Raw genomic sequence first — 25,167 nt, 5'->3', positions numbered from 1 at the left:
TCATGGGCGCCACAACAAGCTTCCGTGTGCTGCGAGCCGCGGTGTTGGTCGCCGCACTTACGGCGGTGGCAGCTCAGCCTGCATTCGCCCAAGAAGGATCGGTGCTGACATCACTTCAAAAACAGATCACGACGGCTGCCAAAGGGTGGGAGACCACCGTCATGGATGCTGGGAAATCGTTGTTCTGGATTCTCGCGACGATCGAGATTGGCATCGCTGCCGTCTGGCTCGCAATCCAGGCCGCGTCACTTGATAGTTGGTTCGCAGAGTTGGTGCGACGGATCATGTTCGTCGGCTTCTTCGCCTTCGTGCTCGCGCAAGGGCCAGCCTTCGCCAAGGCCGTGGTCGACAGCCTATTCCAGATTGGCGCCGGCGGTGGAACTGCTTCACCTGCCGACGTCTTCAATGCCGGCCTCGCCGTCGCAACCAAAATGTCGGAGAAGATCCAGTTCGGCCTCTTCGAGGACAACGCGCTCGCAATCTCGGCAGCTTTCGCCATGGTCGTCGTCGTCATCTCGTTTTCGCTTGTTGCAGCGATTTTCGTGAGCGTGATGGTGGAGATGTATATCGGTCTGCTCGCCGGGATGATCATGCTCGGGCTTGGCGGATCATCCTACACCAAAGATTTCGCGATCCGCTATCTGGTCTACGCCTTCTCGGTGGGAATGAAGCTCATGGCGCTTGTCATGATCTCGCGTATCGGATCGGAGGTCCTGATCGGGCTCGCGAACCAACCTGATATCGGTGACCAGTTTCAGACAGCATTGGCGATAGCCGGTATAGCCGTCGTCGTCTTCATCATCGCGATCTACGTCCCCAGCATCTTGCAAGGCGTGGTGCAGGGGGCATCAGTTTCCGGAGGGATGGAGGCCATTCGCCACGGCGGACAAGCCGCGTCCTTCGCCGCCGGCGCAGGTTTTCTCGGAGCAGGGGCGGCGGGGGCCGGGTTTTCGGCGGGCCAAGCCGCTCGAGCTGCGGGCTCGTCAGTCGTGGGCGCGGCCTTCAAAGGCCTTGGCGCCGGCGTCGGTTCTGCTGGCAACGCTGCGGGATCCGCAACCAAGGAGAAGGCGATCGGCTCGCCCGGCGCCTATGCGGGGTCGATCCTCGGGCTCGCAAACGCCAAGCTTGATGAAAGCCGCAGTGGGCACAGCGCCGCCAAGCGACCACCCGAACTCAACGACTAGCAAGAAACAGAAATGGATGGATCCATGGCAGCAAACAGCGCTCCCGAAAGCCCGTATCTCGCCGCACGCCAGGAATGGTCGGAACGATATGGCTCATACGTCAAAGCCGCAGCCGCCTGGAGACTGGTCGGGATCCTCGGCATGACAATGGCTGTGATCGGCTTCACTTACGCCTTATATCTAAGCGCACAGGTCAAGCTCGTGCCCTACATTGTCGAGGTCGACAAACTTGGGACGTCGGTGATGGCCGGCTTTCCAGCGCAAATTGAATATGCCGACGAACGCGTGGTCCGCGCGACCATCGGCAACTTCGTGAGCAGCTTTCGCTCCATTACACCGGACGCCGTGGTCCAGAAGCAATATATCGACCGGACCTACGCACTCCTGAGGACTTCGGACCCGTCCACGGAGAAGATCAATGCCTGGTTCCGTGGCAACTCGCCATTCGAGAAGGGGAAGACGTCGACGGTCGCGATCGAAGTCAACAACATCGTCGCGCTCTCCAACCAGACATATCAGATCGACTGGACCGAATATGAGCGCGACCGCAAGGGAAAGGAGATGGGCACGCGCCGGTTTCGGGGCATCGCCACGGTCACGCTGACCACGCCTCAGGACGAGGCGACGATCCGGGTCAATCCGATCGGCCTTTACGTCCGTGATTTCGACTGGACGGCACAGCTTTGATGCGGGGAAATTAAATGAACAGAACAGGATTGATCATGGCCGCCGGCTGCATTGCAGGGCTCGCTCTTGCGAGCGGCACATTGGCGCAAGGCATGACCTCGAACGAGGCGAAGGGAACGAGAATTTCCAGGACGTGGCGCGGAACGGCCGGTCTCGTCACGACCGGTCCGGATGGAAAGGTCATCTTCCTGTTCGGCGAAACCCAACCCTCGGTGGTCTGCTCGCCGCTGCAGGTATGCGATATCGAGTTGCAGGGCGGCGAGATCGTCCGCGACGTGCTTGTCGGCGACACGGTGCGATGGAAGGTCGAGCCGGCGACGTCGGGCGCGACCGGGGGGCAGGCCATCCATTTGGTCGTCAAACCATCCGAAGCCGGGCTCCTTACCTCGATGGTGGTTACGACGTCGCGACGCACATACCATATCCAGCTCAAGTCGCATCCGACCCAATACATGGCCCGCATCGGTTTTGAGTATCCCGACGATGTCTCGATGAAGCTCGGCGACATCAATGCGCGGCTGGAAACCGGAGGCATTCAAGGCGCCGCGCCCGATAAGCTTAACTTCTCCTATTCGGTGAGCGGCACCGCCGCCTGGAAACCAAAACAGGTCTATTCCGATGGAGCAAAGACCTACATTCAGTTTTCAAAGGCGATCGCTGGCCAGGACGCTCCGGTCCTCTTCGTCGTCTCGGGCGGTCAGAACCGCATCGTCAATTTTCGCATGAAGAATGACATGATGATCGTCGACTACGTGGTCGACAAGGCGATCCTCCTTTCCGGCGTCGGATGGCGACAACAGAAGATCACGATCAAGCGGGGAGGGTGATCATGCGCAAGCTGCTGTTAGCCTCGATCGCCGTCGCCTTCTCTTCCGGTTGCCAGACGGCCGATGAAGCATTGACCACCGGTGTAACACAGAGGGCTGTCACCGGACCGGCCACAAGCGCCGTTGCCGGTGACATGGCCGGTCGGTTGGCCGAGCAGATCGGCTCTGCCAGAGTGACGACGATCCAGATGAACAACGACCAATCCGAGTTTGCGACCGCGCTTGAGGCGGCCCTCAAAGGATGGGGATACACCGTCGTTACAGACAACAAGATCGGCAAGGACATCAAGCCAGTCGAGCTTGCCTATGTGATCGACAGCATTGAGGGCCAGGTTCTCGCGCGGATGACCACCGCTTCCATCGCGATCAGCCGCGCCTACAAGCCGACAGCGGATGGCGCCACGCCAGCGGGTCCTCTTTCGGTCATGCGGCGCAATTGAAGAGGAGACCATGGTGCAATCGCTTCAACTTGGCGCATCCGGCCAGGCCGACGATCAAAACGGCATGCGTCGCCTCAACCGTCTACCGATCATCGTCACCATCATCTTGGTCGTGCTGTTTTGCGGCATTGTCGTGACCGGCCTGTCGTGGCGAGGACTATCCTTCAACCGCGGCAACGACATCGACAGCGCCTCCAATACCCCGGCGACAAATTTCGGCGAACAGCTCAAGCGTGGAGTTCCAGACGGCATTATCGGCGAGCCGGTTGAACGCGGATCGTTTCAGCCCACGCCCGTCATCGAGCAGAAGGTCGAGACTGAAGAGCCCGTTCCCGAGCGGCGGCCGGTGGACCGGGACCCGCGTTCCGGTATGGAGTCCGAGGAGGAATGGAAGGCGCGTCTGAAACGCGAGCAGGACGAACAATATATTCGGGAAGAGCAGCGCCAGCTGATGGCGAGGCTACAGGCGCGCGCAACTGCATTGGACTCGCCGCTAAAGGTGAATGTGTCTGACGCGGAAGAGGCTGCGGCGAACACCAACGATACTGCTCGACAGACCGACAGTACGACGAACGACGCCTCCGATCTTTATGCGGCTGCGATGAGATCGGGGTTATTGGGACAGAATGTCGATGGGAACGCCCAGGCCTCAAAGGAAGACTTTTTCAACCAGGATATCAAAGACCTCGGTTATCTGCCCAATCAGGTTGTGCCGCAGTTGTCGCCGTATGAGCTCAAGCGGGGGGCGTTCATCCCGGCCACGCTGATCACCGGCCTGAATTCCGACCTACCGGGACGCATTACCGCGCAGATCAGCCAGAATGTCTATGACAGCGCCACGGGACACCGTCTTCTCGTGCCGCAGGGCGCCAAGCTATTCGGCCGCTACGATTCGAAAATCTCCTTCGCTCAGGAGCGGGTTCTGGTCGTCTGGACCGACCTCATATTCCCGAACGGTTCGACGCTGCAGATCGGCGGCATGGCCGGCACCGATGCTGAAGGCTACGGCGGGTTCAAGGACAAGGTCGATCGCCATCTCTGGCGGACTTTTGGTTCAGCCGCTCTAATCGCGCTGATCGGAAGCGGGATCGAAATGTCGGCGCCCCAGAGTTCGACGCTCGCAAGCCAGGAATCCGCCTCTGACGCGGCAAGGAGCAATTTCGCGGAAAGCTTCGGCCGTGTGGCTGAGCAGACGATCTCGAAAAACCTGAACGTCCAACCGACCATCCGCATACGCCCCGGTTACAAGTTCAACGTTCTTGTCGATCAGGACATCGTTTTCCCGTCGGCCTATAGCGGCCCGTAACAGCCAAGACGATAGCTGCAAGCGAAGTCCGCGGCTTGGCGGCGGTAAAATCTTCCATCTTATGGTCTTGTTTTAGATCGACCAGAGCTTGAATACGCGCAGAACGTGAGTAGACATATCGGTGAGCGACTGTGGCATGCGTCCCACGGCTCTCATGAATCCGAGATTGGTTGACCTTGGGCCGGCTCTTCGCCGGCCTTGATGACAAGGGCGGCCAAGTTGCGGCGAGATCAGGGCCCTAGCGGCACGGGAGAAGGCAGGATAAAGGTCAATGGACGAAGACTTTCGCTCACTCATCGACATGGCCGAAGCCGCGCGCGATGAACGTATGATCAAGAAAGCGGTCAAGAGCTTTGCGCATGCATGTGGGTTCGACTATTTTGCGTATCTACAAACCGAAGGCGCTGAAGTGAAAACGTTCAATTCTTACCCTGAAACTTGGGAGGGGATTTACCTTGCCCGTCGCTACGCGCGGATCGACCCTGTGGTGACGGAGGCCAAGCGCCGCATGGACATGTTCGCCTGGACCTCCGACGACTGGCCGGCTCGCGGTTCTTCGGAACTCCGGCAGTTTCGCGACAAGGCAGTCGAGCACGGTATTTGTAGTGGAGTGACCATTCCCGTCGAAGGAAGCTATGGCTCGACAATGTTGCTGACATTGGCGTCATCGGAACGAAAGTCGGAAATACCGAAATTGCGTGATGCTCGAAAGGCAATGCAGGCGGTCATGGCTGTCCATTACAGCCTGAAGATCGTTGGCGCGACGACGCTCGTGGCTCCAAGACAGGCGCTTTCCCCAAGGGAGGGGAGGTGCCTGATGTGGGCGATGAAGGGGAAAAGCGCGCCGGAAACCGCCATGCTGACGGGCATCAACGCGAGGACGGTACAGCACTACTTGGACAGCGCGCGCCGAAAGTTCGAGGCCAAGACCGTTCCCCAACTCGTCGCAATTGCCAAGGACCGTGGCCTGTACTGACCGTCAGCCCTCCTCCTCTGACGAAATAAATGGAATATAGCCGAGGGCGTCGATGATCTCGGAAAGCTCTTCCTGCTGGTCCTGCGCCTTCTTCTGCCTTAAAAGATATTCGTCCTGCAAAGTCTGGAGAACATCGCTCGACACGGTGGGATCGCGGCTGGCGCTGAGCCATTCTTCGTAAACAGCCTCGTCGGCGCCAAGCATACTGCGGTGTTTCAGCAATGCTGAGACGGCCAGCGCCTCCAGTTCAGTTTTCGTGAGTGAACTATAGCGAGAAGCTCCCTCGTTTTCTTCGGGCTCTCCGGACGCATCACACTCGCTCATCCGCTTCTCCTCACACATCGTCCCCACTCTTCAAACGCTACTCACCGCAGTATATCGTTTGGGCCGCCGGTGTACGGCCCTGATCGCCATCATCCAGCTCAATCGACTCAAAGATTAACGCGCGGCGGCCACCAATAGCACGCGCCAGGCGGAATCGGAACTATACTTCCTAGAACAATAGTTCGGATTCAGGTTCCGCTCATGTCATGGATCTCAACGAGGTCATGGCGATGAACTTGCGTCGAATACGCCATGGCAAAAAACTGACGCAGGAAGAACTGGCCTACCGAACTGGTCTGAGCATGCGTCATATTGGTGCCATCGAACGTGCCGAGACGTCCGCAACCCTCACTGTCCTTGGCCAGATCTCTGACGCCCTTGGTGTCGATCCATCGGATTTTTTAGCAAGAACAAGTCCGACCTGCCGTGGCAACGCCCCCATCAGCTCCGGGTGCGCCAACCGGTCGTAAATTTCAGCACATTCCTCATCTCGAAGCTGTTGCACCGTTTCGCGGGCGCGTTCGCGCTACGATTGCTCAGCCAGTGTGAGCGAAAACGGTATCGTTGGAGCCGACCGCATCTCAAGGCCGAGGGTCCTTCGCCGTACAGCCTGTAGGCAACGATAGTGTGCTGACCTGACGCGCTTCCGCAACTGCAGAAATTCGCGCGATGACCAATTCCTGGATGCGCCGACACGCGAATCCTCCTGCGCTCCTTGGACCGTTTTACCTCTGTTCGAAGCAGGCGATCGTCCATTTGACATGATCATGCATTGGACAACAGATATAGCATTGGGGAGGCAGCCGGCGAGTGGACATGGTCCAAAGTGGCCAGCGTTCCGTTGCATGGTGGCGCCGGGACCAAGCGAGGTCGGGACGTTTACGCGATCAATCGAGATACAGAGACTTAGAGGCCTTTTTGACCGCCGATCCTCGACAGATCAATCCGCATTCCGGCTTTGCCGACTTCTTCCAACTCCTGAGGTTCCGCATCGGTCTGGGAGGGGGTGGCTTCGTCCACGAACTCAGTCTCCCCGCCGTCCTTCAGCTCGGTCTGATTAATGATAGCGCCGCCTGGATCATCCGCCTGAAACACCCCTACCCCTTCGAACACGCCGGTTTTCCAGGCGTAGACCGAGTCCTCGAAAATCTGCGGAAAAACATCGTCGCTTTTTGGATTGCCGTACCATTTGGCGACGATCCTGATGATCTTGGCGAACATAGCCGTTCCCTTGCGCAGGTTCTGGCAGGCGTCGATTAAATCTGGTTTGAGATCCGCCAGGTCCTTGACCCCCACACCGGCCGGAAACTGCGTCAGACCGACACGAACGACAGCCTTGCCGGTATATTGACGCACGATGTCCATCGCCTCGTCAGGTGATTTGGCCTTAGGCACCAGGATCAATCGGCCGCCCGATCGGACGGTCACCGCGAGAGGATCGGCAGAGCCCGCGGCAGTGACGAACTGTTCGACGATCGCGGGTGTGAGTGAAGGGTCGGCGCAGTCTTTGATTTGGGCCGCGTCGAGCATGGGACCTCCTCTGCATCAATTGTTGAAAGAGAAAACCAGCGGCTTGGCAAACAGTTTTGCCCAGGCGGCGGTACTGGCGCGCTGGATCGCGACGATGGACGTTCCCTTGGTCCACCAGCCGTTGCCGACAGCAACGATCAAGTCCGGACCTCCGAGCATCGATTGCAACACCGGCCAGACGATCAGTTGCTCGTAGCAGATCAGTACCGCCACCCGGCTGGAGCCGAGTGTCACGACGGGATTTGCGAAGATGTTCGATTTCGCGCCGGCGTTGCCTCCGAAGAGGGGCTGCCAGGGCTGCCACATCGACCCAGGGACAGGCATCCGTTCCAGGTAGAGGATCCGACTGCCACCCGCCGATATTGCGACAATCACATTATCGTATCCGGCCGCGTCGACGACTGCCGCACCCGCGAGAACGGTAGTGTCATGTCCTTCTAGCCCGGGTCTCCATAGCCGCTCTACTGTTGGCGTCCAAAAGCCCAACGCACTTTCCGGGAGGATGAGTCTTCGAGCACGGTCGGACGCTCGGTCAAGCACCGTTGCAATCAGATCACGGTGACGAACCATGCTGGTATCCCGCCCAAGCGAGGCACCCAATTCGAGATCGACGCCCCGCCATTGTTCGGGTAGCTTCGGATCGGTCCAGAAAGCGGCGGACCAGACCCAGAAGGCAGTAAGGCCTATGGCGACAGCTGGCCAGAGGCGGGAAACGAGGCCCGCCAGGCCGGCTGTCGTGACGGCCAGTCCCCACCATCCCCATCCCGGAAACACGACGCCTGCAGCCGTGATGGGATGCGCCCAGCCGGTAATGCCGAAAGGGGCACTGCCACTAGGAGCGCGGCCAGAATATAGCGAGTTGGTCGACGACCAGCATCCTTCGTCCACAGCAGCGCGTGCACTGCCACAAAGCTTGCGGAGGCAGCCAGCCACAGCAGCAGGCCCGGCCAGATATCCGCTGCATAGAAGGTGGCCACGCCTTGCGGCAGGCCGCGTGACGCCGACAGGAAATATGCGGCGGAAACCAATGTTACCGTCGATCTCGTTCTCGACAGCGACCAGAAGACGGGAAAACCGAGCGCCACCGGCAGCAACAGCATGTGGCCACTCCATGCGACCGTTCTGACCCCGAGCGAGGCGATGACAAGCAGTGTTGACCACCCCCAATTATGGCGCATAGGTCAGCACCTCGCGCGCCAGACCGACAATGGCAGATGCCGGCACAGGCCCGAAGTAGCGCGAATCGAACGAGCCGGCGAAGGCGGAATGCAGGAAGACGTCACCGGGCGGCACCACGCCGCCGGAAAACCGTGTCAGCGGCCGACCTTCTCCATCTTTTCCCGAGACCGCGGAAGCACGAACCGAGCGCCCATCGACCCTTACCTCGTTCGCGACCTCGACCCGCTGACCGCCGACCGCAGCCACCGACTTGATCATCGGGGCGAGATGGCCGGGGCAAAGGCCGGAGCGGAGGTAACCCCGAGTTCTCGCTTCGCGCATAGTGGCTGTGTCTGGCGGGCAGATGAACACCAGGTCGCCAACGCGTGGCGAACGGTTGAGGAGGACGATCTGCCAGAGGCCGAGCGGCTCGCTCGGCGTCAGGTTGACGCGATAGCCACCCAGGTAACCACCCAATGACATCAGCGCGGCGGCGCCCGCAGCAACTGACAGAGTGCTGGCGGCTCGCCTTCGCTGGGCAGAGGCTCGTGTGTGTGTTCGAACTTGAAGCGTCATTTAAGCGAGAGCCCCTGGCTCCTCGTTTGCCGCAGCGTCACAGTCTGCTTAAGTGCTTCGGTCGTGCGCTCATGCGCCGAAAGTTGCTGAAGCGTGCGCATAGCGCTCCAGGCCGTTTGCACCTCCGCCTTTTGCCCCGCAGACATGCTTGAGGTCACTGACTGGAAGGTCTGACCGCTCGTGTCCTTGGCCGCAAGCTGCAGGAAGGTGCGTTCCCCGAAACGTTCCGATACGGCTCTCGCAAAGCCTTCGAGTTCGGCCTTCACCAAGTTGTCGGCGAGCGCGTATTCGAGGCCTGCGGGAAGATCGTTGCGATCGATGGCGTCACGGACGCATTCGAGCGTTTGTTTTGCCGCCGGCGACAGCGCTGGAATGTCTAGGGAGACCTTCAGGCGGGCAGCGTGCTCCTCGGCTTCATATTTGTGTTCCGCCTCCGTGCGCTGAAGCAGATAGCGTTCCAGGTTCCGGGCAAGCGCCGGTGCATTGGTGACGGCCATTTCTCGGGCCTGCTTGTCGGCGCGGCCGGCAAGGAGCCCAGTCTTACCTTTCAAGGCACCAAAGCTCTCCGGTTCGGAACCGATCCTGGCAATAGTGGATTTCGCCGCAGCTTCGTCCTTCAGCATCGCCTCGACGTTGACGGCCTTGAACGCTTCTTCCGGCTGAGCGTAGACGAGATGGAAGCGCCCCGAGACTTCCTCCCATTGCTTCTTCAAGCCGGGGTCGGCGGCAAGCCGGTCTTCGACGGCCTGTTCCAGCGATTTTGGGAACGTGGTGATGCCCGATACCATGGGTTTTGCCTTCTTGATGCTGCGCGGTTGAGTAGTCTTGGCCGCGCCGGCGGACAGACCAAGCCTGCCGGCGATCGCCGCCAGACGTGCGCCAAGCTCGGCGAGCTTCGACTTTTGCCGGACGGTCCACGCAAGGCGGTCGCGAACGACAGTGCGTGCGACGTTAACGAGGTGAAGACCACGGGCCTCGGCGAATCGAAGGGCTTGGGCGTAGAAGCGGCCGCTGGCGTAGTCGAGCGTTGTTTCCTTGGCTTGTCTGCGCGACAGGATCGGGCTCAGTCCGCCTGCCTTGGCAAAGGATCGCCGGCCGTAATACAGGCCAAGGTCTTCGCGATGACGCGTCATGGCAACGTAGGTGAGATGGCGGTCAAGCGAGAGGGACGCCAGTACTTTCACGCGATCGACGGTGGCACCTTGGCTCTTGTGGATCGTGGTGGCATAGCCGTGATCGAGATTGGCGTAGAAGCGTTGCTCGACCGTGACCGGGCGGCGGTGCTCGCCTTCTCCGACTTCCGCGACGATGCGCCCGGGCCCTGCCTCAAGAACCTTCGCGAGCATACCGTTCTTGACGCCGAGCGAACCCTCGTTTTTCAGGAACACGATCTGGTCGCCGGCTGCAAATTTCCGGTGTCCGTCGTCGGTTCGGAAGGCAAAACCCTCCGCGACGAGACCGCGCTCGACGAGCGTTGCCCGAGCCATTTCGTTAAGCATGCGCACGTCGCGACGCAGATGGGCGAGGATTATCGCTGTTTTGGCAGGATCGTAGTCGCGGTTCCAATCGGCGATCAGTGCCTGCAGGGCATCAGCCTTCAGCTCGGCTCCGTGGACACGGCCCTGCGCGCGATAGGCTTCCACGGCTCTGCCAATATTTCCGCGGGCCAGATCGAGCGACGCGTCGCGCATCCATTGCAGGCGCTGGCGATAGATGGTTTCGAGCTCGGCATAACCGATGCGATCGACAATGGCGCGGAGGGCAGCTCCGGCTTCGATCGGCTGCAGCTGTTCCGGATCTCCGACAAGCACCAGTTTGGCGCCAGACTGGGTTGCCGCTTCGACGAACAGCGCCATCTGCCGCGACGACACCATGCCCGCTTCATCGAGAACGAATACGGTCTTGTCGTCGAGCTGACTACGGCCCTGGTTCCAGCGCAGTTCCCATGATGACAGCGTGCGGGAGACAATTCCGGCTTCCTTCTCCAAACCCTCGGCGGCCTTGCCCGCAAGCGCCCCACCGACAACGCGATAGCCGGCGGCTTCCCACGCTTCGCGCCCCGCCTTCATCGTCGTCGTCTTGCCGGCACCGGCACGTCCGATCACCGCGGCGATGCGCTCGCCGCCAGTAATATGTGCGATCGCCGTCTTCTGCTCGTCCGAGAGGCGCAAGTGACGCGCGAAGGTGGCTTCGCGCACAGCTTCCGCAATCCCGTGAGAGGAGCGTTGAGCCAACCAGATCGCGCGGTTGGCCATCTCCGCCTCGAGCCGGATGAGATCCCGCGTCGTGTAGCGCGCCGGCTCGCGTCGGCCGCTTGAAAGTTCGATGCGTTCGCGTTCGAGCCGGAGCGTCTCCGGGCTTTGCAGGATCCTTGCCAACAGATTTTGAAAGAGGCCAGCGTCGTCGATATTGCGGTGGAGGATCTTGGCGACGTCGCGTTCGTCGAAGACGCTCTTCTCCCGCGTGATCAAGTCGAGCACGAGCTCGGGGCGGAGCTGGATGCGGCGGGAGTTTTCAGCCCGGCGCTCCTCCAGCAGCTCCAGCCGCTCCAGCGAAATATCCCGCTCGGCTTCTTTCGACTTCCGTTCGATCGCCTTGGCGCCGACACCGAGGTGGACGGTCGGCGCGAGCTCGATCCCCTGCTTCTCGAAGGAGCGGCCGTCGACGCGGAGGTCTAGGCCGGCAAGCGCCAGGTGCCGGTTCTGACAGGCGAACCAGCCGTCGCGAAAGGCGTTGAAATCGTCGAGGCTGCCGGCCCAGACCTCGTAGACGATCTTGCCGGCATCGTTGCGCAGAGGATTGCCGTCAGGGCCGGTCAGTGCGACCTTCTTGGCTCCGAAACTATCTTCGGTCAGCGGCCGGAGCGTCGTCATCAAGTGCACATGCGGATTGCCGGGTGCGTCGTGATAGACCCAGTCGGCCACCATCCCCTTCGATCTGATGTACCGCTCGACGAAATCCCTCACCAGCCCGATGTTCTGCGCGGTCGAGAGTTCCACCGGCAGCGCAATGGTCACGTCCTTGGCGAGTTGGGCATCGACACGTTTCTCGAAGGTTTCGACGCTATTCCAGAAGGCCTCGGAGGCCCCGGAGACGGAGCGATCGGTAATCATCGCCCGCAGCCATTGCGGTGCATCGACCGGGACCACGAACTCTTCATGCAGCAGGCCCTGCTTGCGCGTGTAGTCAATCGCGCGGGCCTCGCGCTCGTATTCCATCTTCGCGCAATGCCGGTAGGCCGCCGACAGCACAGCGCTGCGGCCGGAGCCGCGGGCGACAATGCTGACGGAGAAATGAGGGACGGCCACAGAGGAGTTATCTCCCGATTGCGAGCAAAATCAACTTGTTCGGCAGCGAGATCGGCCCCGCCAGGCGCTATCAAAAGGACGTCGCGTCAGCGACGTATAATTGCGCCCTTCGGATGCCGCCCTTGTCGAGCGGCCGGGATCATCCAGGAAAGCATCGCCCTTGGCGATTGTAGTATTCACAGTAGTGCGTTCCGCACCGACATTCGGAAGATGGGTCCCAAAGACTAGCTTTCGCACCCAAGGAGACATCCGGACATGAAGAAACCTACCTCGAAAATCCGCGACGAAATCGCCAGGCTCCAAGAACAATTGAAGCTCGCCGAGACCCGGGAGGCCGAGCGGATCGGCCGGATCGCGCTGAAAGCCGGGCTCGGCGAAGTCGAGATCGACGAGAGTGAATTGCAGGCAGCGTTCGAGGAACTGGCGAAACGATTTCGCGGAGGCAAGGCCCGTCCGAACGGAGGGAAAGGCGCCTCCAACAATGGGGAGGGGGGCACACTCTCCGCGCAACACCCGCCTGGCGCGGCTGAGGGCAGGACTGGCGAGGCTTGAGCGAATGCGAAGATCCACGACATCCGACGCCCGCAAGAAGGACACACGCGAAAAGATTGAGCTCGGCGGCCTTATCGTCAAGGCGGGGCTGCGAGACGAGAAGCGCGCGCTACTGCTCGGGCTCCTCATTGATGCCGCCGCGCGACTGAAGGAAGACGCACAGGAGCGCTCACGGCTTGCCGTTATCGGTGCTGTGGCGTTTAGAGAGACCCATGAATAGGATCGTGCTGTTCGTTGCACCCTCAAGTTTGATGATGCTGGCGGCCATCGGAACGACAGGGATCGAACACTGGCTCGCCCCTTTCGGCAAGAGCGATGCCGCCCGGCAGATGCTCGGCCGCGCCGGTATCGCTCTGCCCTATGTCGCCGCGTCGGTCGTCGGCATCGTCTTCTTGTTTGCGAGCGCCGGCTCGGTGCGGATCAAGACGGCCGGATGGGGCGTTGTCACCGGCGCGATAGCCGCGCTCCTCATTGCTGTCATGCGCGAGGCATCGCGACTCTCCGCGTTTTTCGAACAAGTCCCGGCCGGCAGATCGATCTTCAACTATCTCGATCCCGCAACGGCGATCGGCACCACCACGGTGCTGATGTCGGCGCTGTTCGGCGTGCGGGTGGCGATTGCCGGTAATGCCGCATTCGCCAAGGCCGAGCCGAAACGCATCGTTGGAAAACGGGCTCTGCACGGCGACGCGGACTGGATGAAACTATTACTAGCCGAAAAATTGTTTCCCGAGACCGGCGGAGTCGTCATCGGCGAGTGCTATCGCGTCGACCGCGACAGCACTGCATCCCAGCCGTTTCGCGCCGGCAGTGCCGAGACCTGGGGAGCAGGTGGCAAGTCGCCGCTGCTTTGCTTCGACGGCTCGTTCGGCTCGTCTCATGGCATCGTTTTCGCCGGATCGGGCGGCTTCAAGACGACGTCAGTCACGATTCCGACGGCGCTGACATGGGGCGCTGCGCTCGTCGTCCTCGATCCGTCGAACGAGGTCGCGCCAATTGTGTCGAAACACCGTGGCAACGCCAACCGCGACGTCTTCGTCCTCGATCCGAAGCAGTCGGAGATCGGTTTCAACGCGCTCGACTGGATCGGCCGCTTCGGCGGAACGAAGGAGGAGGATATTGCCTCCGTCGCATCGTGGATTATAAGCGACAGCGGTGGCGCCCGTGGGGTTCGCGACGACTTCTTCCGCGCCTCGGCCTTGCAATTGCTCACCGCGCTGATTGCCGACGTTTGCCTCTCCGGCCACACGACGGAAAGCGACCAGACGCTCCGGCAAGTACGCAAGAACTTGTCCGAGCCCGAACCCAAACTGCGAAAGCGGTTGCAGGAAATCTACGACGATTCAAGTTCAGATTTCGTGAAGGAAAATGTCGCGGCCTTCGTCAACATGACACCGGAAACCTTCTCGGGCGTCTATGCTAACGCGGTCAAGGAAACCCACTGGCTATCCTACCCGAACTACGCCGCCTTGGTGTCGGGAACGAGTTTTACGACGGGTGATCTTGCAGACGGAAAAACGGACGTGTTCATCAATCTCGATCTCAAGACGTTGGAGACGCATTCGGGCTTGGCGCGGGTCATCATCGGTTCGTTTCTAAACGCGATCTACAACCGCAACGGCGAGATGCGGGGGAGGGCGCTCTTCCTCCTCGATGAGGTGGCGCGCCTCGGCTACATGCGCATCCTGGAGACCGCACGCGACGCCGGCCGCAAATATGGTATCATGCTGACCACGATCTACCAGTCGATCGGCCAGATGCGCGAGACCTACGGCGGTCGCGACGCTGCCAGCAAATGGTTCGAGAGCGCAAGCTGGATATCCTTTGCAGCGATCAACGATTCCGAGACCGCGGACTACATCTCGCGCCGTTGCGGCATGGCGACCGTCGAGATCGACCAGATCAGCCGCAGTGTTCAGTCGAAAGGATCGTCGCGCACGCGATCGAAGCAACTCGCCGCCAGACCCCTGATCCAGCCGCATGAGGTGCTGCGCATGCGGGCCGACGAGCAGATCGTCTTCACCGCTGGCAACCCGCCGCTCAGATGCGGACGCGCGATCTGGTTCCGCCGCGACGATATGAAGGCCTGTGTTGGGACCGAGAAAATTCTACCGGTCAATTGCACTAGAGAGTAAATTGGCGGCAGCCTCAGCTTTATGGTGCGCGAGCAGTCAAAATCTCGAAGCGAATGTGTCTGCGCTCGCTTATCCTTGCCGCGCTTCCGATTCTACAGCACCGTTGCGAAAACTGGGGCCGGGCGAGGGCAGACCGATATTTAAGCTCGATGGGCCGCACGAACTTTGCGCAGACTTTGCGGCTTGCTTGACGCGAGGATCCCCCTGAGCTGAAGAAGGCCGGCTGCAACAGCGCCGAGCATTGGCGCAAATATATAAAGCCACAGTTGAGAGAGTGCCGCCCCTCCTGCGAAAAGTGCTGGGCCGATCGATCGTGCTGGATTCACAGAAGAACCAGAAACCGTGATACCGCCAAGGTGGATCGCAACTAAGGTAAGTCCAATCGCCAATCGTGCGACAGCGCCCCCCTCTGCCGTGCATTTGAGGAATACAGTCACGAACAGGAACGTGGCGATGAACTCAAAAAGGAACGCGGCTCTCCACCCATAGACTATCCAGCCGGTTTGAGCGAAACCTTCTATGGTGATATCGTACCCGCCGACCTTTTCCATAGCGATAAGGTAGAGCGTGCCCGCCGCCGCGATAGCTCCTGCACATTGAGCAGACGCATACCCGACAAAGTCCCACGCTCTCAGTCGGCGCGACACAAGGAAACCCAGGCTGACCGCCGGATTAAGATGCGCACCCGAGACTGGGCCAATCGTGTAGGCCATAGCAACCACGGTCATTCCGAAGGCTAAAGCGACACCCAGCAGGCCCACCTCTAGACGCATATAGAGCAGTGTGCCGCAGCCGAGGAAGACAAGCGTAAAGGTTCCGAAGAATTCGCAAACATACTTTTTCATGTTTCACTCCATTAATTAGACCCCGCGAAATTTTTCGGTGTCATCCTCGTGCCGCCAAGCGTTCCACACGCACCGAACCAATCATCGTATCAGGTTCTGAAACTCCGCTCTTGATTTAAAATCAGTCCTCGTCCGACGAGGCCGGCATCAGAGCCTTTGGTCAAGCGGAGTTACCAAAACCAGCAAATTTCGTACCAAATGAAAATCGCATCACGGCGTCACTCCGATGGCTTCGGTCTTACGTTCGAAACGTGTGATGAACAGGATCTGCAGGCGCATGCCGTTTCCGAGCCGAATGGACCCAAGCTGGGCTACGAACAAAGCGCCAAGCGCCCATTCAGGCTGTCGAACGAACAGCGACGCTTTTCATGGTCTCCAAGCTCGGAAGGTGGCGCAACAGCAGGACTGGGACAAGGTTTGATAAGCGCGCGAGGGATACGTTCGCGAGAAGTCGAGCTGCCCCCGGTCAAGACAGGCACACGATCCTTGGGCCTCGCCGTAGTTCCAATCGGTTCAGCTGTCTCGTGGCCCTCGGCGATGAACCGATTATCCGGTTGCCAAGGCAGATGCCCCGTGATCGGATCGCCACACATCGTGACATTCGTGTCCCATGCCGGTTCCGCGGATGCGGATGCGGCGGTTTCTACCCAGATGACGGCCGGTGTAAAGAAGGCACTGCGCTTGCACGCAATGTCTCGCGCAAGCTGACCGTCAAGGCAAACACCAGTGCGCGGCTGACGGAGGCACTTGCGGCGAGGACCGCAACGTCACTTTCCACCCCGCAGGCTCAATACGATCCAACACAGGACGATCCTGAGCGCGATTGAATTACATGCTCATTCGCTTGTCCCCATCTCAGCTGTCCACATGTCTCGCAAATGTCGGGCACCCGACACCTATTGTCGAATTGTCGAGATTAGAACGTTTGTTCGCCGGTCTCTCCGCCAAATACCGATCAATCCGCCCATCGATAAACAAAAATCATCTTCTTGGAGCATCTGAGCAGTTGGCATGGTGTTTGCTGATCCCTGGTTACAAGCGGCAGAAAGCAGTCTGCATGATGGCGGTTCATGAAACGAACGGAACGGAGGCCACATGACGGTTCGTCATCGAACCGACGTTCTACCAAGCGGCCTGCATAGTCCGCCGGCGGAAGGGGCAATCCCGACGTCACAGCTTGCAACCAACTCAATGAGAAGGAAAACGCTATGACCAAGATTTCCGAAAGATCCTTTGAAACGATCGAAAACCCGGCGTCATCGCCGCTCAAGGTGCCAGATCAGTTCGGCGCATCCGTTGAAAAGGGGAACAAGCAGGTGACAGAGGCTTTTTTGAAATTTGCGTCCGGCGCTGAAGCGACACAGAAAATGCTGCCTCCGATCCTCGAAACGACAAGTCTGTTCGGCAACGAATTGTCGTGGAAGACGATCGCTGCACTGCAGGCCGACGCCGAGGCCAGCTTCTCGCATCTGCAAGCTTTGCTTAGCGCAAATTCGCCGTCGCAGGTCCTCGAACTGCAGTCGACCTTCCTGCGCAAGCGGGTTGAGACAAGTTTGCAGCACGCCAAGGAATTCCGGGTACTCGCAAGCAGGACGGTGGAGGAAATCTCAAAGCCGGTCAAGGATGCTTTTGACAAGGTGCTGACGGACCTCAAGGCGACGTAAAACTGAGGAGACACCTAAATCGCCTGGACGGATCGTGATCGAAGCTTCTTTTGAGGAGTTTAAGACTATCTTTGACGAGTTGGTCATTGGGAGAGGATAGCTCCGCGGCAAAGACACCAATCGCTATGGCAACGATAGCAGCAGCCGCCCTTTTTAGGGCGGCCCACTTTATCAGTCGTCCATTTCAAAGGTGCGGTATTCGCCGCTTTCGTTGTCGTAAACCTCGACCTCGACCGAGCCTCCAGAACGCTGGATGCTTTGGACATCAACGTCACGGTACTCGCCCGCTTCGTAGTCGTAAACCTCGACGGTCTGTCCCGATCTGACTAGATTGCCTTTGCCAATCTCGACCGCACCGCCAGAATCGCTATCTACACCATCCCAGGCGAAGGTGTTCGCCGGAAGCGATAGCGTCAGGACGGCGGCCACCAACAACGATTTCAATGGCAATGGTAATCTCCGGTCTTGTGATTGGTGTGGCAGCCGTTTGAATCCGTTCCGCCACTGTGAGCGGAAGCTGCCGAAACAGACAGCGAGAACGTGGACCATGCGACCAAGATTGCGATTGCGATTTTCATTTCTAACCCCGACGGCAACAGGTGGGTGCGAGTTAGCTCGCCGCGCCTCGCGGAGTTGCCCAGAGAGTTGGATGCCCCACCCAAGAACATCTAATTCAATTTACACTAATGAGTCGAGCACATTAGTACGAGGAACTACAATTTGGAGTATGGTAATTCGGTGACGTTCGATCCAACCTCGTGAACAGCCTGCGACGGAGTAACCTTTCGCAACATTGTGCACACGCCGCGCGCAGCGAGTGTCTGGTCAGGACTGGCATGGTCGCTGCGTTATCGCTTGCACCACGGCCGAGGCTCCGGCGGGAAGCTCATTCTGACAGACAAAGGCCTTGCGGTCAGAATGCCATGAAGGGGTGCGTGGGCACGAGCGCGTTGTCGAAAACAGCAAACCCCGCAGAGAATTCGTTCGATCGAGCCGGTGCGCAGTGCAACGAGCACGGCCGATCAAGGATGATGAAGAGTATCGGAGGTGGCATGAAAGAGGCCGCGCCCACCGAGAACGGATATCTGAGATGGATATGCTCTTTGGAAAGTCACGCCTTGCACCGCCTGGCTTACCTTACCTGGGTTTTCGCGAACTCAATGAAGGAGAGCAAACCATGACTGCCCCTTATCATTATCACATCGGCGTGGACTACCACAAAAGCTACAGCCACCTTGTCGTGCAGGACTCTGCCGGGAAGACATTGCGATCCGGCCGTGTGAAGAACGACCGCCAGTCTCTCGGATCGTTTCTGGAACGGTATCGGGAGAACAGCCATGCAGTGATCGAAGCGACCCGCAACTGGATGGTGATGTATGATTGGCTGGACGACATCTGCGACGATGTCGTTCTGGCGCATCCGTTGAAGGTGAAGGCGATCGCCGACGCCAAAATCAAGACGGACAAGATCGACGCGACGGTGCTGGCGCACTTGTTGCGTGCCGATCTGGTGCCGGAAGCCTGGGCACCAACGGAGAAGGCGCGGGACCTTCGCGTGGCGCTTCGTGAGCGGATGTTCTATGTACGGCTGCGCACGATGGTGAAGAACCGGGTTGTGACAGTGTTCGACCGTTACCCAGAGCAGACGGCGCAGTTGAAGAAGCTGGGCGACCTGTTCAGCAAGACCGGCCTCCAGCAGCTCGCCACGCTCAACGTATCAGCGATCGACCGAATCCAGATCGACCGCGGGCTAGAGTTCATCGGCGACATTGACGGGCGGATCAAGCAGGCCGAAGCCACGATCAAGGCGATGACGAAGACCAACGGCAATGTGAAGCTGTTGAAGACCATCCCTGGCATCGGGGAGTTCTTCGCCCGGCTGATCGATGCGGAGATCGACGACATCGATCGCTTCCGGAATCCGAAGAAGCTGGCTGCCTATGCCGGGCTTGTTCCCTCGACCTACTCGAGCGGTGGCAAGACCTATCATGGGAAGATCATCAAGCAGGGCAACAAGTGGCTGCGCTGGGCCTTCGTCGAGGCTGTTGCACCGGCCGTCGCTGCCGACTCGCAGCTTCGTGCCCAATATGAACATTTGAAGCGCAATTCAACCAACAACAAGGCGCGTGTCGCGATCGCGCGCCAGCTTTTAACGATCGCCTTCCAGATCCTGCGTGACCAGCGCCCTTACGAGCGTCGCGGCGTCGTTGGTGAGGAAGGTGCATCGGCAACGATATCCCGGCTGTCCCGATGATTTCTTAGCGAGCCCGGCAGGTCTGGGCTGAGCTCTTATCGGAGAATGGGAAACCGGGAACCGAACGCCACTATGTGACCGAAGCCGGAAGGAAACGGCATCAGGGGCACGGATTGGAGAATGGTTCAAGACCGGAGGACGGAACACGCCGTCCTTCGAACGGGGAAGATTTTTCCGACCGGCCGAAACGTCGGTCAAAGTAAAGCCAAACCCAGGGAAAGCCACGAAAACAAAGCGTTTTTTTCCTTGTGTTCTTTCATTGGAGAAATCAGCATAGCGGCCGCACGAAAGTGCGGGATTTCGGGAATTCTCGCCGTGCGAGAGCGGGAAACAGCGCAGCCGCAGGAGCCTCAACATAGTGGCCCGCAGGGGAGGCGGGACCGACTGCGCCCCGCGCCTCGCACACCGCATGGAGGCACCTTGTCCGCAAACGCAGATGAAACTGAGTCCAAGATAGGTTGAGGAAAGCAGGAGAGGAGCAGGCAAATGGCGAAATCGAATGTGGTTCCGTTCAGGAGGCCGCGGAAGTCCGGCGGCAAGATCGATCGCCGTAGCCCGCAGGGAAAACCTCGAACGGGACAGAGCGGTTCGCGCAAATCACTGATGGCAGTCATCTCAGCTATCGTCGTTGCTGCGGCAGGCTGGCTTGCCTTCGGCGGCGCCGGCAACCTCCCCGGACTGCCGGCTGTGGCCAAGACACCGGTAGCGGACTCAGCGTCGGCCGCCTTTTCAATCTGCAGCGACGGTCGTCATGTGAATTGCGTCGTCGACGGCGATACATTCTGGTTCCAAGGCGAAAAAATCCGCATTGCGGATATCGATACACCTGAGCTCAGCCCGCCTCGCTGCGAGGCGGAACGGATCAAAGGCGAGGCCGCGAAAGCACGCCTGCTGGCGCTCCTCAATGCCGGCGCGTTTTGGCTTTCGGCCGGCTGGCGCGACGAAGACAAGTATGGCCGCAAGCTCCGGACCGTAATACGATCAGGACACTCGCTCGGAGCCACTCTCGTCAACGAGGGCCTTGCCAGGCGCTGGGACGGTGCAAGACACGGATGGTGCGGCTGAGGACCCGCGAGAGGATCGTTGCCGGATGGCCGAAACCGCCCGGCGGGTTCGGGGAGCGTAAGCGAGTAGAGCCGTGCGCCGAAGGCGTCTCGCCCAAGCCCACCACTCGCGTTTCATAACAGATCTGAATCAATCAATACCGACCGATTCATAAGTGTCGTTGGACGGGATTCCCGAGATCAGCGATTCTAACCTCATGATCTCGCAACCCTACCATCTCTATGTCGAGCGCTCAGACGCGTCCAGGAACATGTCGCGCTACTACGCCATGTCGATCGAACCCAACCTGTTCGGGGACGTCTGTCTCCTGCGTAAATGGGGCCGCATTGGAGCCAAAGGCCAGATGATGGTCCATCATTTCGGACGGGAAGAAGATGCCGTCGAACTGTTTCTCGATCTGCTCCGACAAAAGCGAAAACGCGGTTACCGCCCGCGCGCCTCTGTGGCGAGTTGAGAAAGGCCCGTCGAAGCGGGCCATGTGGGCGCCTCATCGGCGCCGGTCCCAATCGGTCTCGAAGGACACCTCGATCTCGACGAAGAACGGGATCTTGATCGCAAGCTTCAGACCGAGCTTGCCCTTGCGGCAGAAGTGGCTGATCACCTTGCCGAGATTCCGGAGCCGGCGGCCGGTGGCGGCGAGGAATTGGGCGAGTTGTTGCATGGCGTTTCTCCTTTCGAAATGCGGTTATCGCAGGGGATAAGCGGCAGACCGGAAAGGCGGGACGCACCCAAAGGGCCGGAACGGACGTGGAGGACCTGCCGGCGACCGAATTTTGATCCGCGAGGAGCCGCAGCGCGGCGGGGAAAATTCTGGCGGCGGCAGGTTGCGTCGTGACGAACGGGCTGCAACATCCCCGATGACAGATGACGGCAGGTCGAAAGGAAGAGGCTCAACGGGTCGTCCTCGCCATCATTGCGATGGTCTCGTCGGCATCGCAACGAAGGGCCGCTCTCGACGCCCTCCGGCTGGTCGAGCCCGCCGCGGGATTGATTATGATCCTGTGCACCTGATGTAGCTGACACGGGAGGCGCTTACCGCGATACCGGTTTGCCACGTGATATCCTTGATGATCGGCGCAAGTGAGCCAAGTTCGTCATCGGTGAGCGCAATCAGCTCCGGATAGTCGATGTCGACGCCGGTATAGTCCGCCGTCAAAGCGCTGGACCAATCGCCGCCGTTGATGCGGTATTCATGCGTGTCGAAATCGATGTCGAGTTCATCGAGCAGGATGATGGTGAAGCGTCCGAAGATCTCGGTCTCACCTTCCAGCCGGTACGCCGCATATTCGTCGTCGCCGGCAAGAACGCTCCGCTCCAATGCCATGATGGTCCGGATACGACCGGCAGCCGCCTCAAGCCCTTCGAGCAGTCGATCATGGAGCTTTCGCGAGACGTCGGTATCGCAGCCGAAGCGGTTTGCCAGGACGACGAGCCGGAAACCGGAAAGCTTGGTGTAGAGCGCAAGGTTCTGGTCAGATGTCATTGTGTGATCTCCTTCATCTTGATGACGGAGACCGGCCACTCTGTGGCAAAGAGGGGTCAAGGACCGCGGACCGCGGCTTGCAAGCGGGGGAACCAATTTTTTCGGGAAGCGAAGTGCAACGCAGCGGCGTTAAAATTGGGGGAGACCGCGCCGTCCTTGACGCCGGATTTGCTGGAGTAAACTGGGACGTCAGAGAGAGAAGAGACCCGCGGACCCGGAGGGGACGCGACCGTATCCGGTGTGAGCCGGAGGGGAGCGTTGAGGGGTGAATCCCTGACAGCCGGAAGGCCGGTCGATCCGGCCGACCGGCTCATATTCCGGCAGAATGAGAGCCGCCTCAGAAGGGCGGCTCGGCTTCGATAGTGCCGTCCTGTTCGGCAAGCGCCACGGCCAAATCAGCCTGGGCGAGCTGAAGCTCCGCTTCGACCTGGCACCGCTCGACGGCGTCGCAGGCGTTCCTCAACTCGGCACGCAGTTCTTCGATGTGCTGTTCGATGGTCATCGTCTCATCTCCTTGAGTTCGTGAAAGACGAGACGGCGGGGCGGGACGAGATGACGGGGTCAAGGAGCGCGGAAGCGACCGGCGGAGCCGGCGAGTGGGGGTGCCGATTTTGTTGGAGCGAGGAAACCGGAGCGGAGGCAAAATTGGGGGCGACCGCTCGTCCTCGAGGCCGGCATTTCTTCCCGGCACGATAGCATCCACTGAGCAGACATATTCCGGTTCCGTATCGCACCGAAAAAGCAGGCGGCAGGCTCGATGCCTGCCGCCGGCTTGTCTTTGTGACCAGTTGGCCCCGCCTTGGTGGCGGGGCCGTCCGGGCCTCAGTCCCGGTTGGGGCGGGACCAGATCAGCTGGTAGCCGTCCTCGCCCTCGACCTCGGTGAGGGTTGCGTAGATCGGAGCGGGGAAGCTCGGGTCATCGAGCTTGACCGAGAGGTAGTCGCGGTCCTGCTCGGAGCGCTTCTGCCAGGCCGCACCCAGCTCGACATTGCCGGCGTAGATGCGGTAGTGCGGGCCCTTGTCGGAGGGGTTTTCGACGCGGGCGATGCGGGCCTTGACGTTGAGGGCGAGCGTGCGGATCGAGCCGTTGAAGCCGGTTTCGGTGGAGGTGAAGGTGCCGATGGTTGCCATTGTCGTATTCCTTTGCTGTTTCGGGCCGCGCCCATCGCGGCCTCGATGGCTGTCGCAAGGATCGGGGACGATCGGACCGCACCCGGAGGGCCGGAATGAAATGGTGGGCGCCCGGAAAAACTTTGTTGTTCCGCGAGGAATGGGCGCACCGCGCTCAGGGGAAGAAAGTTTTGGAAGGCCGTTGCGGGAGGACGATCGAGGCGAAGCCGGTTTTCGATCAGACATGCCTCATCGAGCCCACGAAGGACGTGGCCTGGCTCAGGGCCAAAGGAATATGGCGATGGCAGCTGCGCCCCGACTGCCTGCCGGGTCCCTGCAACGGTGGGGCTGCCGCCTTGCCACATGTCAAAATCAGGCGTCCGGGAACAGCCGAACAAGGGCGTTGCGTTGGCCGTTCTTCGGGCTATCGTCGTGTTCGCGAATCGTCGCCTGGAGGACCTATGCGTCAGCAGCCAAAGCCGTTTACCGTCGAAATCAAGCCGTCCCGGAAGCTCAAACCGATTGACCGGAAAACCTCGATCTGGGGCAAACTGGACCTCACGGCTGATCCCGACACGCTCTCCGCGTTGAGGCCTGAACAGGTGCCGGCCGCTGGCGAGACCAACGACCGACGCTGATGGCCTTCAGGCCGCGAGCCGCTCGCCAGCGGTTTCGGGCTGCAGGGAGTGCAGGAAACTGACGGCCCGTTGCGCATGCGCCGCCGCCTGGAATATCGCCCGTCTGTCGTCGACCAGGACCTTGAGCCAGGAGTCGAGGTACGAGGCGTGATCGGGGCGGGGCTCGAGCTCGGGAGCAATGCCGAGATCGGCGCACAGGAAGCAGCTGCCGAGTTCGGCGATCAGTTCCTCTCGCGCCCGCTCGGATTTGTCCTTGGCATAGCGGCTGAGGTCGCGGCCGAGGCGATGCGCCGGCGCCGTCCAGTGCGTGACCTCGTGACTCAAGATCGCATAATAGCTGGCCGTATCCTTGAAGCTCTCAAACGGTGGCATCTGGACGATATCGGCGGCCGGCGCAAAGAAGGCCTGGTTGCCGCCGTGGCGGATCACAGCACGGGTGTTGCGGAAGAAGCTGTCGGCACGCTCGAGGCGCTCGACCGGGTCCGGCGCGGGCCCCGGCTGGTGATAATATTGGTCGGGCAGTCCGTCGATCTGTTCGACGTTGAAGACGCTGTAGGCCTTCAGGAAAGGGATCTCCCGCTCGACCTCGCCGCCATTTCCGTCGGTTTCGGACTTGGTGAACCGGCTGGCGAAGACGACCGTCGCCCCGGTCTCGCCCTTGCGGACAGCAGCGCCCAGTTCGAGGGCCTGCTTGAACGTCATCCACGTGGATGACGTATATCCCCGGGCGCTGCCTTCCGACCAGAGAAGCAGCACGTTGACGCCCGAATATGGCTGCCCGTTATGACGCAGCGGCCGGGTAATACGGCCGACCATATTCTTGGCGTTCCATGGCTTCATCCACGGCCGCACGCCCTTCGCCAGATCTTCAACGATTCTGTCCGTGATGCGGGTATAGAGATCCACCCGTTGTCTCTCCGTACTGCTCATCTTCAAGCCTCCGTTTTGAGGCCGCGCCCGTCGCGGCCCGTTGCGGAGGGCAGAAGGCAGGAGCCGATCAGCCGGCCGATGCACCGGAACGGCCGGAACTTAAGTGGAGGACGGCGGAGCCGTTGCATCTGCCGGCAGCTCCTGCAGACCCGACAAGCGGGACGGGCCGCAACGG

General features: G+C 60.1%; 27 protein-coding genes and 1 pseudogene. 15 read left to right on the top strand and 13 right to left on the bottom strand.

Annotated elements, in window-relative coordinates:
- Window positions 1-2 precede the first annotated feature (2 nt).
- From trbL to AB8B31_RS33605, 6 genes are all read left to right on the top strand, one after another.
- Window positions 3-1,184 (top strand): P-type conjugative transfer protein TrbL, encoded by a 1,182-nt coding sequence (gene trbL / locus AB8B31_RS33630; protein WP_097622194.1) that lies wholly within the window; start codon window positions 3-5, stop codon window positions 1,182-1,184.
- Window positions 1,185-1,208: 24 nt separating this feature from the next.
- On the top strand, window positions 1,209-1,871 hold the full coding sequence (locus tag AB8B31_RS33625) for a conjugal transfer protein TrbF (protein WP_096771947.1): 663 nt from the start codon (window positions 1,209-1,211) through the stop codon (window positions 1,869-1,871).
- Window positions 1,872-1,885: 14 nt separating this feature from the next.
- Window positions 1,886-2,698: a P-type conjugative transfer protein TrbG gene (trbG, locus tag AB8B31_RS33620; RefSeq protein ID WP_088396714.1), complete on the top strand. Its 813-nt coding sequence runs from the start codon at window positions 1,886-1,888 to the stop codon at window positions 2,696-2,698.
- 2 nt (window positions 2,699-2,700) lie between these two features.
- Window positions 2,701-3,138, top strand: a complete 438-nt coding sequence (gene trbH, locus AB8B31_RS33615; RefSeq protein WP_096771938.1) for a conjugal transfer protein TrbH — start codon at window positions 2,701-2,703, stop codon at window positions 3,136-3,138.
- 10 nt (window positions 3,139-3,148) lie between these two features.
- Window positions 3,149-4,444 (top strand): IncP-type conjugal transfer protein TrbI, encoded by a 1,296-nt coding sequence (gene trbI, locus AB8B31_RS33610; RefSeq protein WP_096771937.1) that lies wholly within the window; start codon window positions 3,149-3,151, stop codon window positions 4,442-4,444.
- A 271-nt stretch (window positions 4,445-4,715) separates the two neighbouring features.
- Window positions 4,716-5,420, top strand: a complete 705-nt coding sequence (locus tag AB8B31_RS33605) for an autoinducer binding domain-containing protein (RefSeq protein ID WP_088396711.1) — start codon at window positions 4,716-4,718, stop codon at window positions 5,418-5,420.
- 3 nt (window positions 5,421-5,423) lie between these two features.
- On the opposite strand, the gene AB8B31_RS33600 is transcribed toward AB8B31_RS33605, so the two are convergent.
- Window positions 5,424-5,744 (bottom strand): transcriptional repressor TraM, encoded by a 321-nt coding sequence (locus AB8B31_RS33600; protein ID WP_096771936.1) that lies wholly within the window; start codon window positions 5,742-5,744, stop codon window positions 5,424-5,426.
- Between the two features lie 206 nt (window positions 5,745-5,950).
- Between AB8B31_RS33600 and AB8B31_RS33595 the strand changes: the two genes are divergently transcribed.
- Entirely contained in the window at window positions 5,951-6,214 is a 264-nt protein-coding gene (locus tag AB8B31_RS33595; RefSeq protein ID WP_088396709.1) for a helix-turn-helix domain-containing protein, read from the top strand.
- Window positions 6,215-6,650: 436 nt separating this feature from the next.
- Here AB8B31_RS33595 and AB8B31_RS33590 read toward each other — a convergent pair whose 3' ends face one another.
- The 4 genes and pseudogenes from AB8B31_RS33590 to traA form a co-directional block, all read right to left on the bottom strand.
- Window positions 6,651-7,274: a TraH family protein gene (locus tag AB8B31_RS33590; protein ID WP_088396708.1), complete on the bottom strand. Its 624-nt coding sequence runs from the start codon at window positions 7,272-7,274 to the stop codon at window positions 6,651-6,653.
- Window positions 7,275-7,289: 15 nt separating this feature from the next.
- Window positions 7,290-8,452: pseudogene (locus tag AB8B31_RS33585) on the bottom strand (conjugal transfer protein TraB).
- On the bottom strand, window positions 8,442-9,008 hold the full coding sequence (gene traF, locus AB8B31_RS33580) for a conjugative transfer signal peptidase TraF (protein ID WP_096771935.1): 567 nt from the start codon (window positions 9,006-9,008) through the stop codon (window positions 8,442-8,444). Before traF ends, AB8B31_RS33585 begins: the two are co-directional and overlap by 11 nt.
- A complete protein-coding gene (gene traA, locus AB8B31_RS33575) occupies window positions 9,005-12,316 on the bottom strand; it encodes a Ti-type conjugative transfer relaxase TraA (RefSeq protein ID WP_096771934.1) in 3,312 nt (1,103 codons plus the stop codon). Before traA ends, traF begins: the two co-directional genes overlap by 4 nt.
- Window positions 12,317-12,571: 255 nt before the next feature.
- On the opposite strand from traA, the gene traC reads away from it, so the two are divergent.
- Genes traC through traG form a run of 3 tightly spaced genes read left to right on the top strand, consistent with a single transcriptional unit; the run spans window position 12,572 to window position 15,003 of the window.
- Window positions 12,572-12,868 carry a conjugal transfer protein TraC gene (traC, locus tag AB8B31_RS33570; RefSeq protein ID WP_088396705.1) on the top strand — a complete coding sequence of 99 codons (297 nt, stop codon included), beginning with the start codon at window positions 12,572-12,574 and terminating at the stop codon, window positions 12,866-12,868.
- Window positions 12,869-12,872: 4 nt separating this feature from the next.
- Window positions 12,873-13,088, top strand: coding sequence for a type IV conjugative transfer system coupling protein TraD (gene traD / locus AB8B31_RS33565; RefSeq protein ID WP_170961519.1), 216 nt, complete (start codon window positions 12,873-12,875; stop codon window positions 13,086-13,088).
- A complete protein-coding gene (gene traG / locus AB8B31_RS33560; RefSeq protein WP_096771933.1) occupies window positions 13,081-15,003 on the top strand; it encodes a Ti-type conjugative transfer system protein TraG in 1,923 nt (640 codons plus the stop codon). Before traD ends, traG begins: the two co-directional genes overlap by 8 nt.
- Window positions 15,004-15,143: 140 nt before the next feature.
- Here the strand turns inward: traG and AB8B31_RS33555 are convergent, their stop codons facing one another.
- Complete coding sequence (locus AB8B31_RS33555) at window positions 15,144-15,848, bottom strand: aquaporin (RefSeq protein ID WP_096771932.1); 705 nt, start codon at window positions 15,846-15,848, stop codon at window positions 15,144-15,146.
- A gap of 1,208 nt (window positions 15,849-17,056) precedes the next feature.
- On the opposite strand from AB8B31_RS33555, the gene AB8B31_RS33550 reads away from it, so the two are divergent.
- Window positions 17,057-17,512, top strand: coding sequence for a phasin (locus tag AB8B31_RS33550; RefSeq protein WP_096771931.1), 456 nt, complete (start codon window positions 17,057-17,059; stop codon window positions 17,510-17,512).
- Window positions 17,513-17,683: 171 nt separating this feature from the next.
- Here the strand turns inward: AB8B31_RS33550 and AB8B31_RS33545 are convergent, their stop codons facing one another.
- The gene (locus tag AB8B31_RS33545) at window positions 17,684-17,962 is read right to left on the bottom strand and encodes a DUF5334 family protein (protein WP_239621089.1); all 279 of its coding nucleotides are present in this window, start codon (window positions 17,960-17,962) and stop codon (window positions 17,684-17,686) included.
- Window positions 17,953-18,090, bottom strand: coding sequence for a YHYH domain-containing protein (locus AB8B31_RS33540; RefSeq protein ID WP_096771945.1), 138 nt, complete (start codon window positions 18,088-18,090; stop codon window positions 17,953-17,955). Before AB8B31_RS33540 ends, AB8B31_RS33545 begins: the two co-directional genes overlap by 10 nt.
- A gap of 599 nt (window positions 18,091-18,689) precedes the next feature.
- Here AB8B31_RS33540 and AB8B31_RS33535 point away from each other — a divergent pair.
- The 3 genes from AB8B31_RS33535 to AB8B31_RS33525 all read left to right on the top strand — a co-directional run bounded on the left by AB8B31_RS33535 (window position 18,690) and on the right by AB8B31_RS33525 (window position 21,285).
- Window positions 18,690-19,766: an IS110 family transposase gene (locus tag AB8B31_RS33535; RefSeq protein ID WP_096771929.1), complete on the top strand. Its 1,077-nt coding sequence runs from the start codon at window positions 18,690-18,692 to the stop codon at window positions 19,764-19,766.
- 603 nt (window positions 19,767-20,369) lie between these two features.
- Window positions 20,370-20,831 carry a thermonuclease family protein gene (locus AB8B31_RS33530; RefSeq protein WP_239621087.1) on the top strand — a complete coding sequence of 154 codons (462 nt, stop codon included), beginning with the start codon at window positions 20,370-20,372 and terminating at the stop codon, window positions 20,829-20,831.
- Between the two features lie 196 nt (window positions 20,832-21,027).
- The gene (locus AB8B31_RS33525; RefSeq protein WP_096771927.1) at window positions 21,028-21,285 is read left to right on the top strand and encodes a WGR domain-containing protein; all 258 of its coding nucleotides are present in this window, start codon (window positions 21,028-21,030) and stop codon (window positions 21,283-21,285) included.
- Window positions 21,286-21,318: 33 nt separating this feature from the next.
- Here the strand turns inward: AB8B31_RS33525 and AB8B31_RS33520 are convergent, their stop codons facing one another.
- From AB8B31_RS33520 to AB8B31_RS33505, 4 genes are all read right to left on the bottom strand, one after another.
- A complete protein-coding gene (locus AB8B31_RS33520) occupies window positions 21,319-21,492 on the bottom strand; it encodes a hypothetical protein (RefSeq protein ID WP_170961518.1) in 174 nt (57 codons plus the stop codon).
- 330 nt (window positions 21,493-21,822) lie between these two features.
- Window positions 21,823-22,314 carry a hypothetical protein gene (locus AB8B31_RS33515; protein ID WP_096771926.1) on the bottom strand — a complete coding sequence of 164 codons (492 nt, stop codon included), beginning with the start codon at window positions 22,312-22,314 and terminating at the stop codon, window positions 21,823-21,825.
- Between the two features lie 337 nt (window positions 22,315-22,651).
- Window positions 22,652-22,816 (bottom strand): hypothetical protein, encoded by a 165-nt coding sequence (locus tag AB8B31_RS33510; protein WP_170961517.1) that lies wholly within the window; start codon window positions 22,814-22,816, stop codon window positions 22,652-22,654.
- A 320-nt stretch (window positions 22,817-23,136) separates the two neighbouring features.
- Entirely contained in the window at window positions 23,137-23,445 is a 309-nt protein-coding gene (locus tag AB8B31_RS33505) for a DUF736 domain-containing protein (RefSeq protein WP_096771924.1), read from the bottom strand.
- A gap of 95 nt (window positions 23,446-23,540) precedes the next feature.
- Between AB8B31_RS33505 and AB8B31_RS33500 the strand changes: the two genes are divergently transcribed.
- Entirely contained in the window at window positions 23,541-24,062 is a 522-nt protein-coding gene (locus tag AB8B31_RS33500) for a hypothetical protein (RefSeq protein WP_179874271.1), read from the top strand.
- 6 nt (window positions 24,063-24,068) lie between these two features.
- Here the strand turns inward: AB8B31_RS33500 and AB8B31_RS33495 are convergent, their stop codons facing one another.
- A complete protein-coding gene (locus AB8B31_RS33495; protein ID WP_096771923.1) occupies window positions 24,069-24,992 on the bottom strand; it encodes an ArdC family protein in 924 nt (307 codons plus the stop codon).
- Window positions 24,993-25,167 lie beyond the last annotated feature (175 nt).

Source organism: Rhizobium sp. 62_C5_N11_2 (assembly GCF_051811185.1).
In the GTDB taxonomy this organism is placed as follows: domain Bacteria; phylum Pseudomonadota; class Alphaproteobacteria; order Rhizobiales; family Rhizobiaceae; genus Rhizobium; species Rhizobium leguminosarum.
This window is presented reverse-complemented; position numbering and strand designations above follow the sequence as displayed.

What these genes read in the sequence shown, in the direction of transcription:
- trbL (WP_097622194.1), top strand. Translation starts at nt 3, where the DNA reads ATGGGCGCCACAACAAGCTTCCGTGTGCTGCGAGCCGCGGTGTTGGTC.
- AB8B31_RS33625 (WP_096771947.1), top strand. Translation starts at nt 1,209, where the DNA reads ATGGCAGCAAACAGCGCTCCCGAAAGCCCGTATCTCGCCGCACGCCAG.
- trbG (WP_088396714.1), top strand. Translation starts at nt 1,886, where the DNA reads ATGAACAGAACAGGATTGATCATGGCCGCCGGCTGCATTGCAGGGCTC.
- trbH (WP_096771938.1), top strand. Translation starts at nt 2,701, where the DNA reads ATGCGCAAGCTGCTGTTAGCCTCGATCGCCGTCGCCTTCTCTTCCGGT.
- trbI (WP_096771937.1), top strand. Translation starts at nt 3,149, where the DNA reads ATGGTGCAATCGCTTCAACTTGGCGCATCCGGCCAGGCCGACGATCAA.
- AB8B31_RS33605 (WP_088396711.1), top strand. Translation starts at nt 4,716, where the DNA reads ATGGACGAAGACTTTCGCTCACTCATCGACATGGCCGAAGCCGCGCGC.
- AB8B31_RS33600 (WP_096771936.1), bottom strand. Translation starts at nt 5,744, where the DNA reads ATGAGCGAGTGTGATGCGTCCGGAGAGCCCGAAGAAAACGAGGGAGCT.
- AB8B31_RS33595 (WP_088396709.1), top strand. Translation starts at nt 5,951, where the DNA reads ATGGATCTCAACGAGGTCATGGCGATGAACTTGCGTCGAATACGCCAT.
- AB8B31_RS33590 (WP_088396708.1), bottom strand. Translation starts at nt 7,274, where the DNA reads ATGCTCGACGCGGCCCAAATCAAAGACTGCGCCGACCCTTCACTCACA.
- traF (WP_096771935.1), bottom strand. Translation starts at nt 9,008, where the DNA reads ATGACGCTTCAAGTTCGAACACACACACGAGCCTCTGCCCAGCGAAGG.
- traC (WP_088396705.1), top strand. Translation starts at nt 12,572, where the DNA reads ATGAAGAAACCTACCTCGAAAATCCGCGACGAAATCGCCAGGCTCCAA.
- traD (WP_170961519.1), top strand. Translation starts at nt 12,873, where the DNA reads ATGCGAAGATCCACGACATCCGACGCCCGCAAGAAGGACACACGCGAA.
- traG (WP_096771933.1), top strand. Translation starts at nt 13,081, where the DNA reads ATGAATAGGATCGTGCTGTTCGTTGCACCCTCAAGTTTGATGATGCTG.
- AB8B31_RS33555 (WP_096771932.1), bottom strand. Translation starts at nt 15,848, where the DNA reads ATGAAAAAGTATGTTTGCGAATTCTTCGGAACCTTTACGCTTGTCTTC.
- AB8B31_RS33550 (WP_096771931.1), top strand. Translation starts at nt 17,057, where the DNA reads ATGACCAAGATTTCCGAAAGATCCTTTGAAACGATCGAAAACCCGGCG.
- AB8B31_RS33540 (WP_096771945.1), bottom strand. Translation starts at nt 18,090, where the DNA reads ATGAAAATCGCAATCGCAATCTTGGTCGCATGGTCCACGTTCTCGCTG.
- AB8B31_RS33535 (WP_096771929.1), top strand. Translation starts at nt 18,690, where the DNA reads ATGACTGCCCCTTATCATTATCACATCGGCGTGGACTACCACAAAAGC.
- AB8B31_RS33530 (WP_239621087.1), top strand. Translation starts at nt 20,370, where the DNA reads ATGGCAGTCATCTCAGCTATCGTCGTTGCTGCGGCAGGCTGGCTTGCC.
- AB8B31_RS33525 (WP_096771927.1), top strand. Translation starts at nt 21,028, where the DNA reads ATGATCTCGCAACCCTACCATCTCTATGTCGAGCGCTCAGACGCGTCC.
- AB8B31_RS33520 (WP_170961518.1), bottom strand. Translation starts at nt 21,492, where the DNA reads ATGCAACAACTCGCCCAATTCCTCGCCGCCACCGGCCGCCGGCTCCGG.
- AB8B31_RS33515 (WP_096771926.1), bottom strand. Translation starts at nt 22,314, where the DNA reads ATGACATCTGACCAGAACCTTGCGCTCTACACCAAGCTTTCCGGTTTC.
- AB8B31_RS33510 (WP_170961517.1), bottom strand. Translation starts at nt 22,816, where the DNA reads ATGACCATCGAACAGCACATCGAAGAACTGCGTGCCGAGTTGAGGAAC.
- AB8B31_RS33505 (WP_096771924.1), bottom strand. Translation starts at nt 23,445, where the DNA reads ATGGCAACCATCGGCACCTTCACCTCCACCGAAACCGGCTTCAACGGC.
- AB8B31_RS33500 (WP_179874271.1), top strand. Translation starts at nt 23,541, where the DNA reads ATGAAATGGTGGGCGCCCGGAAAAACTTTGTTGTTCCGCGAGGAATGG.
- AB8B31_RS33495 (WP_096771923.1), bottom strand. Translation starts at nt 24,992, where the DNA reads ATGAGCAGTACGGAGAGACAACGGGTGGATCTCTATACCCGCATCACG.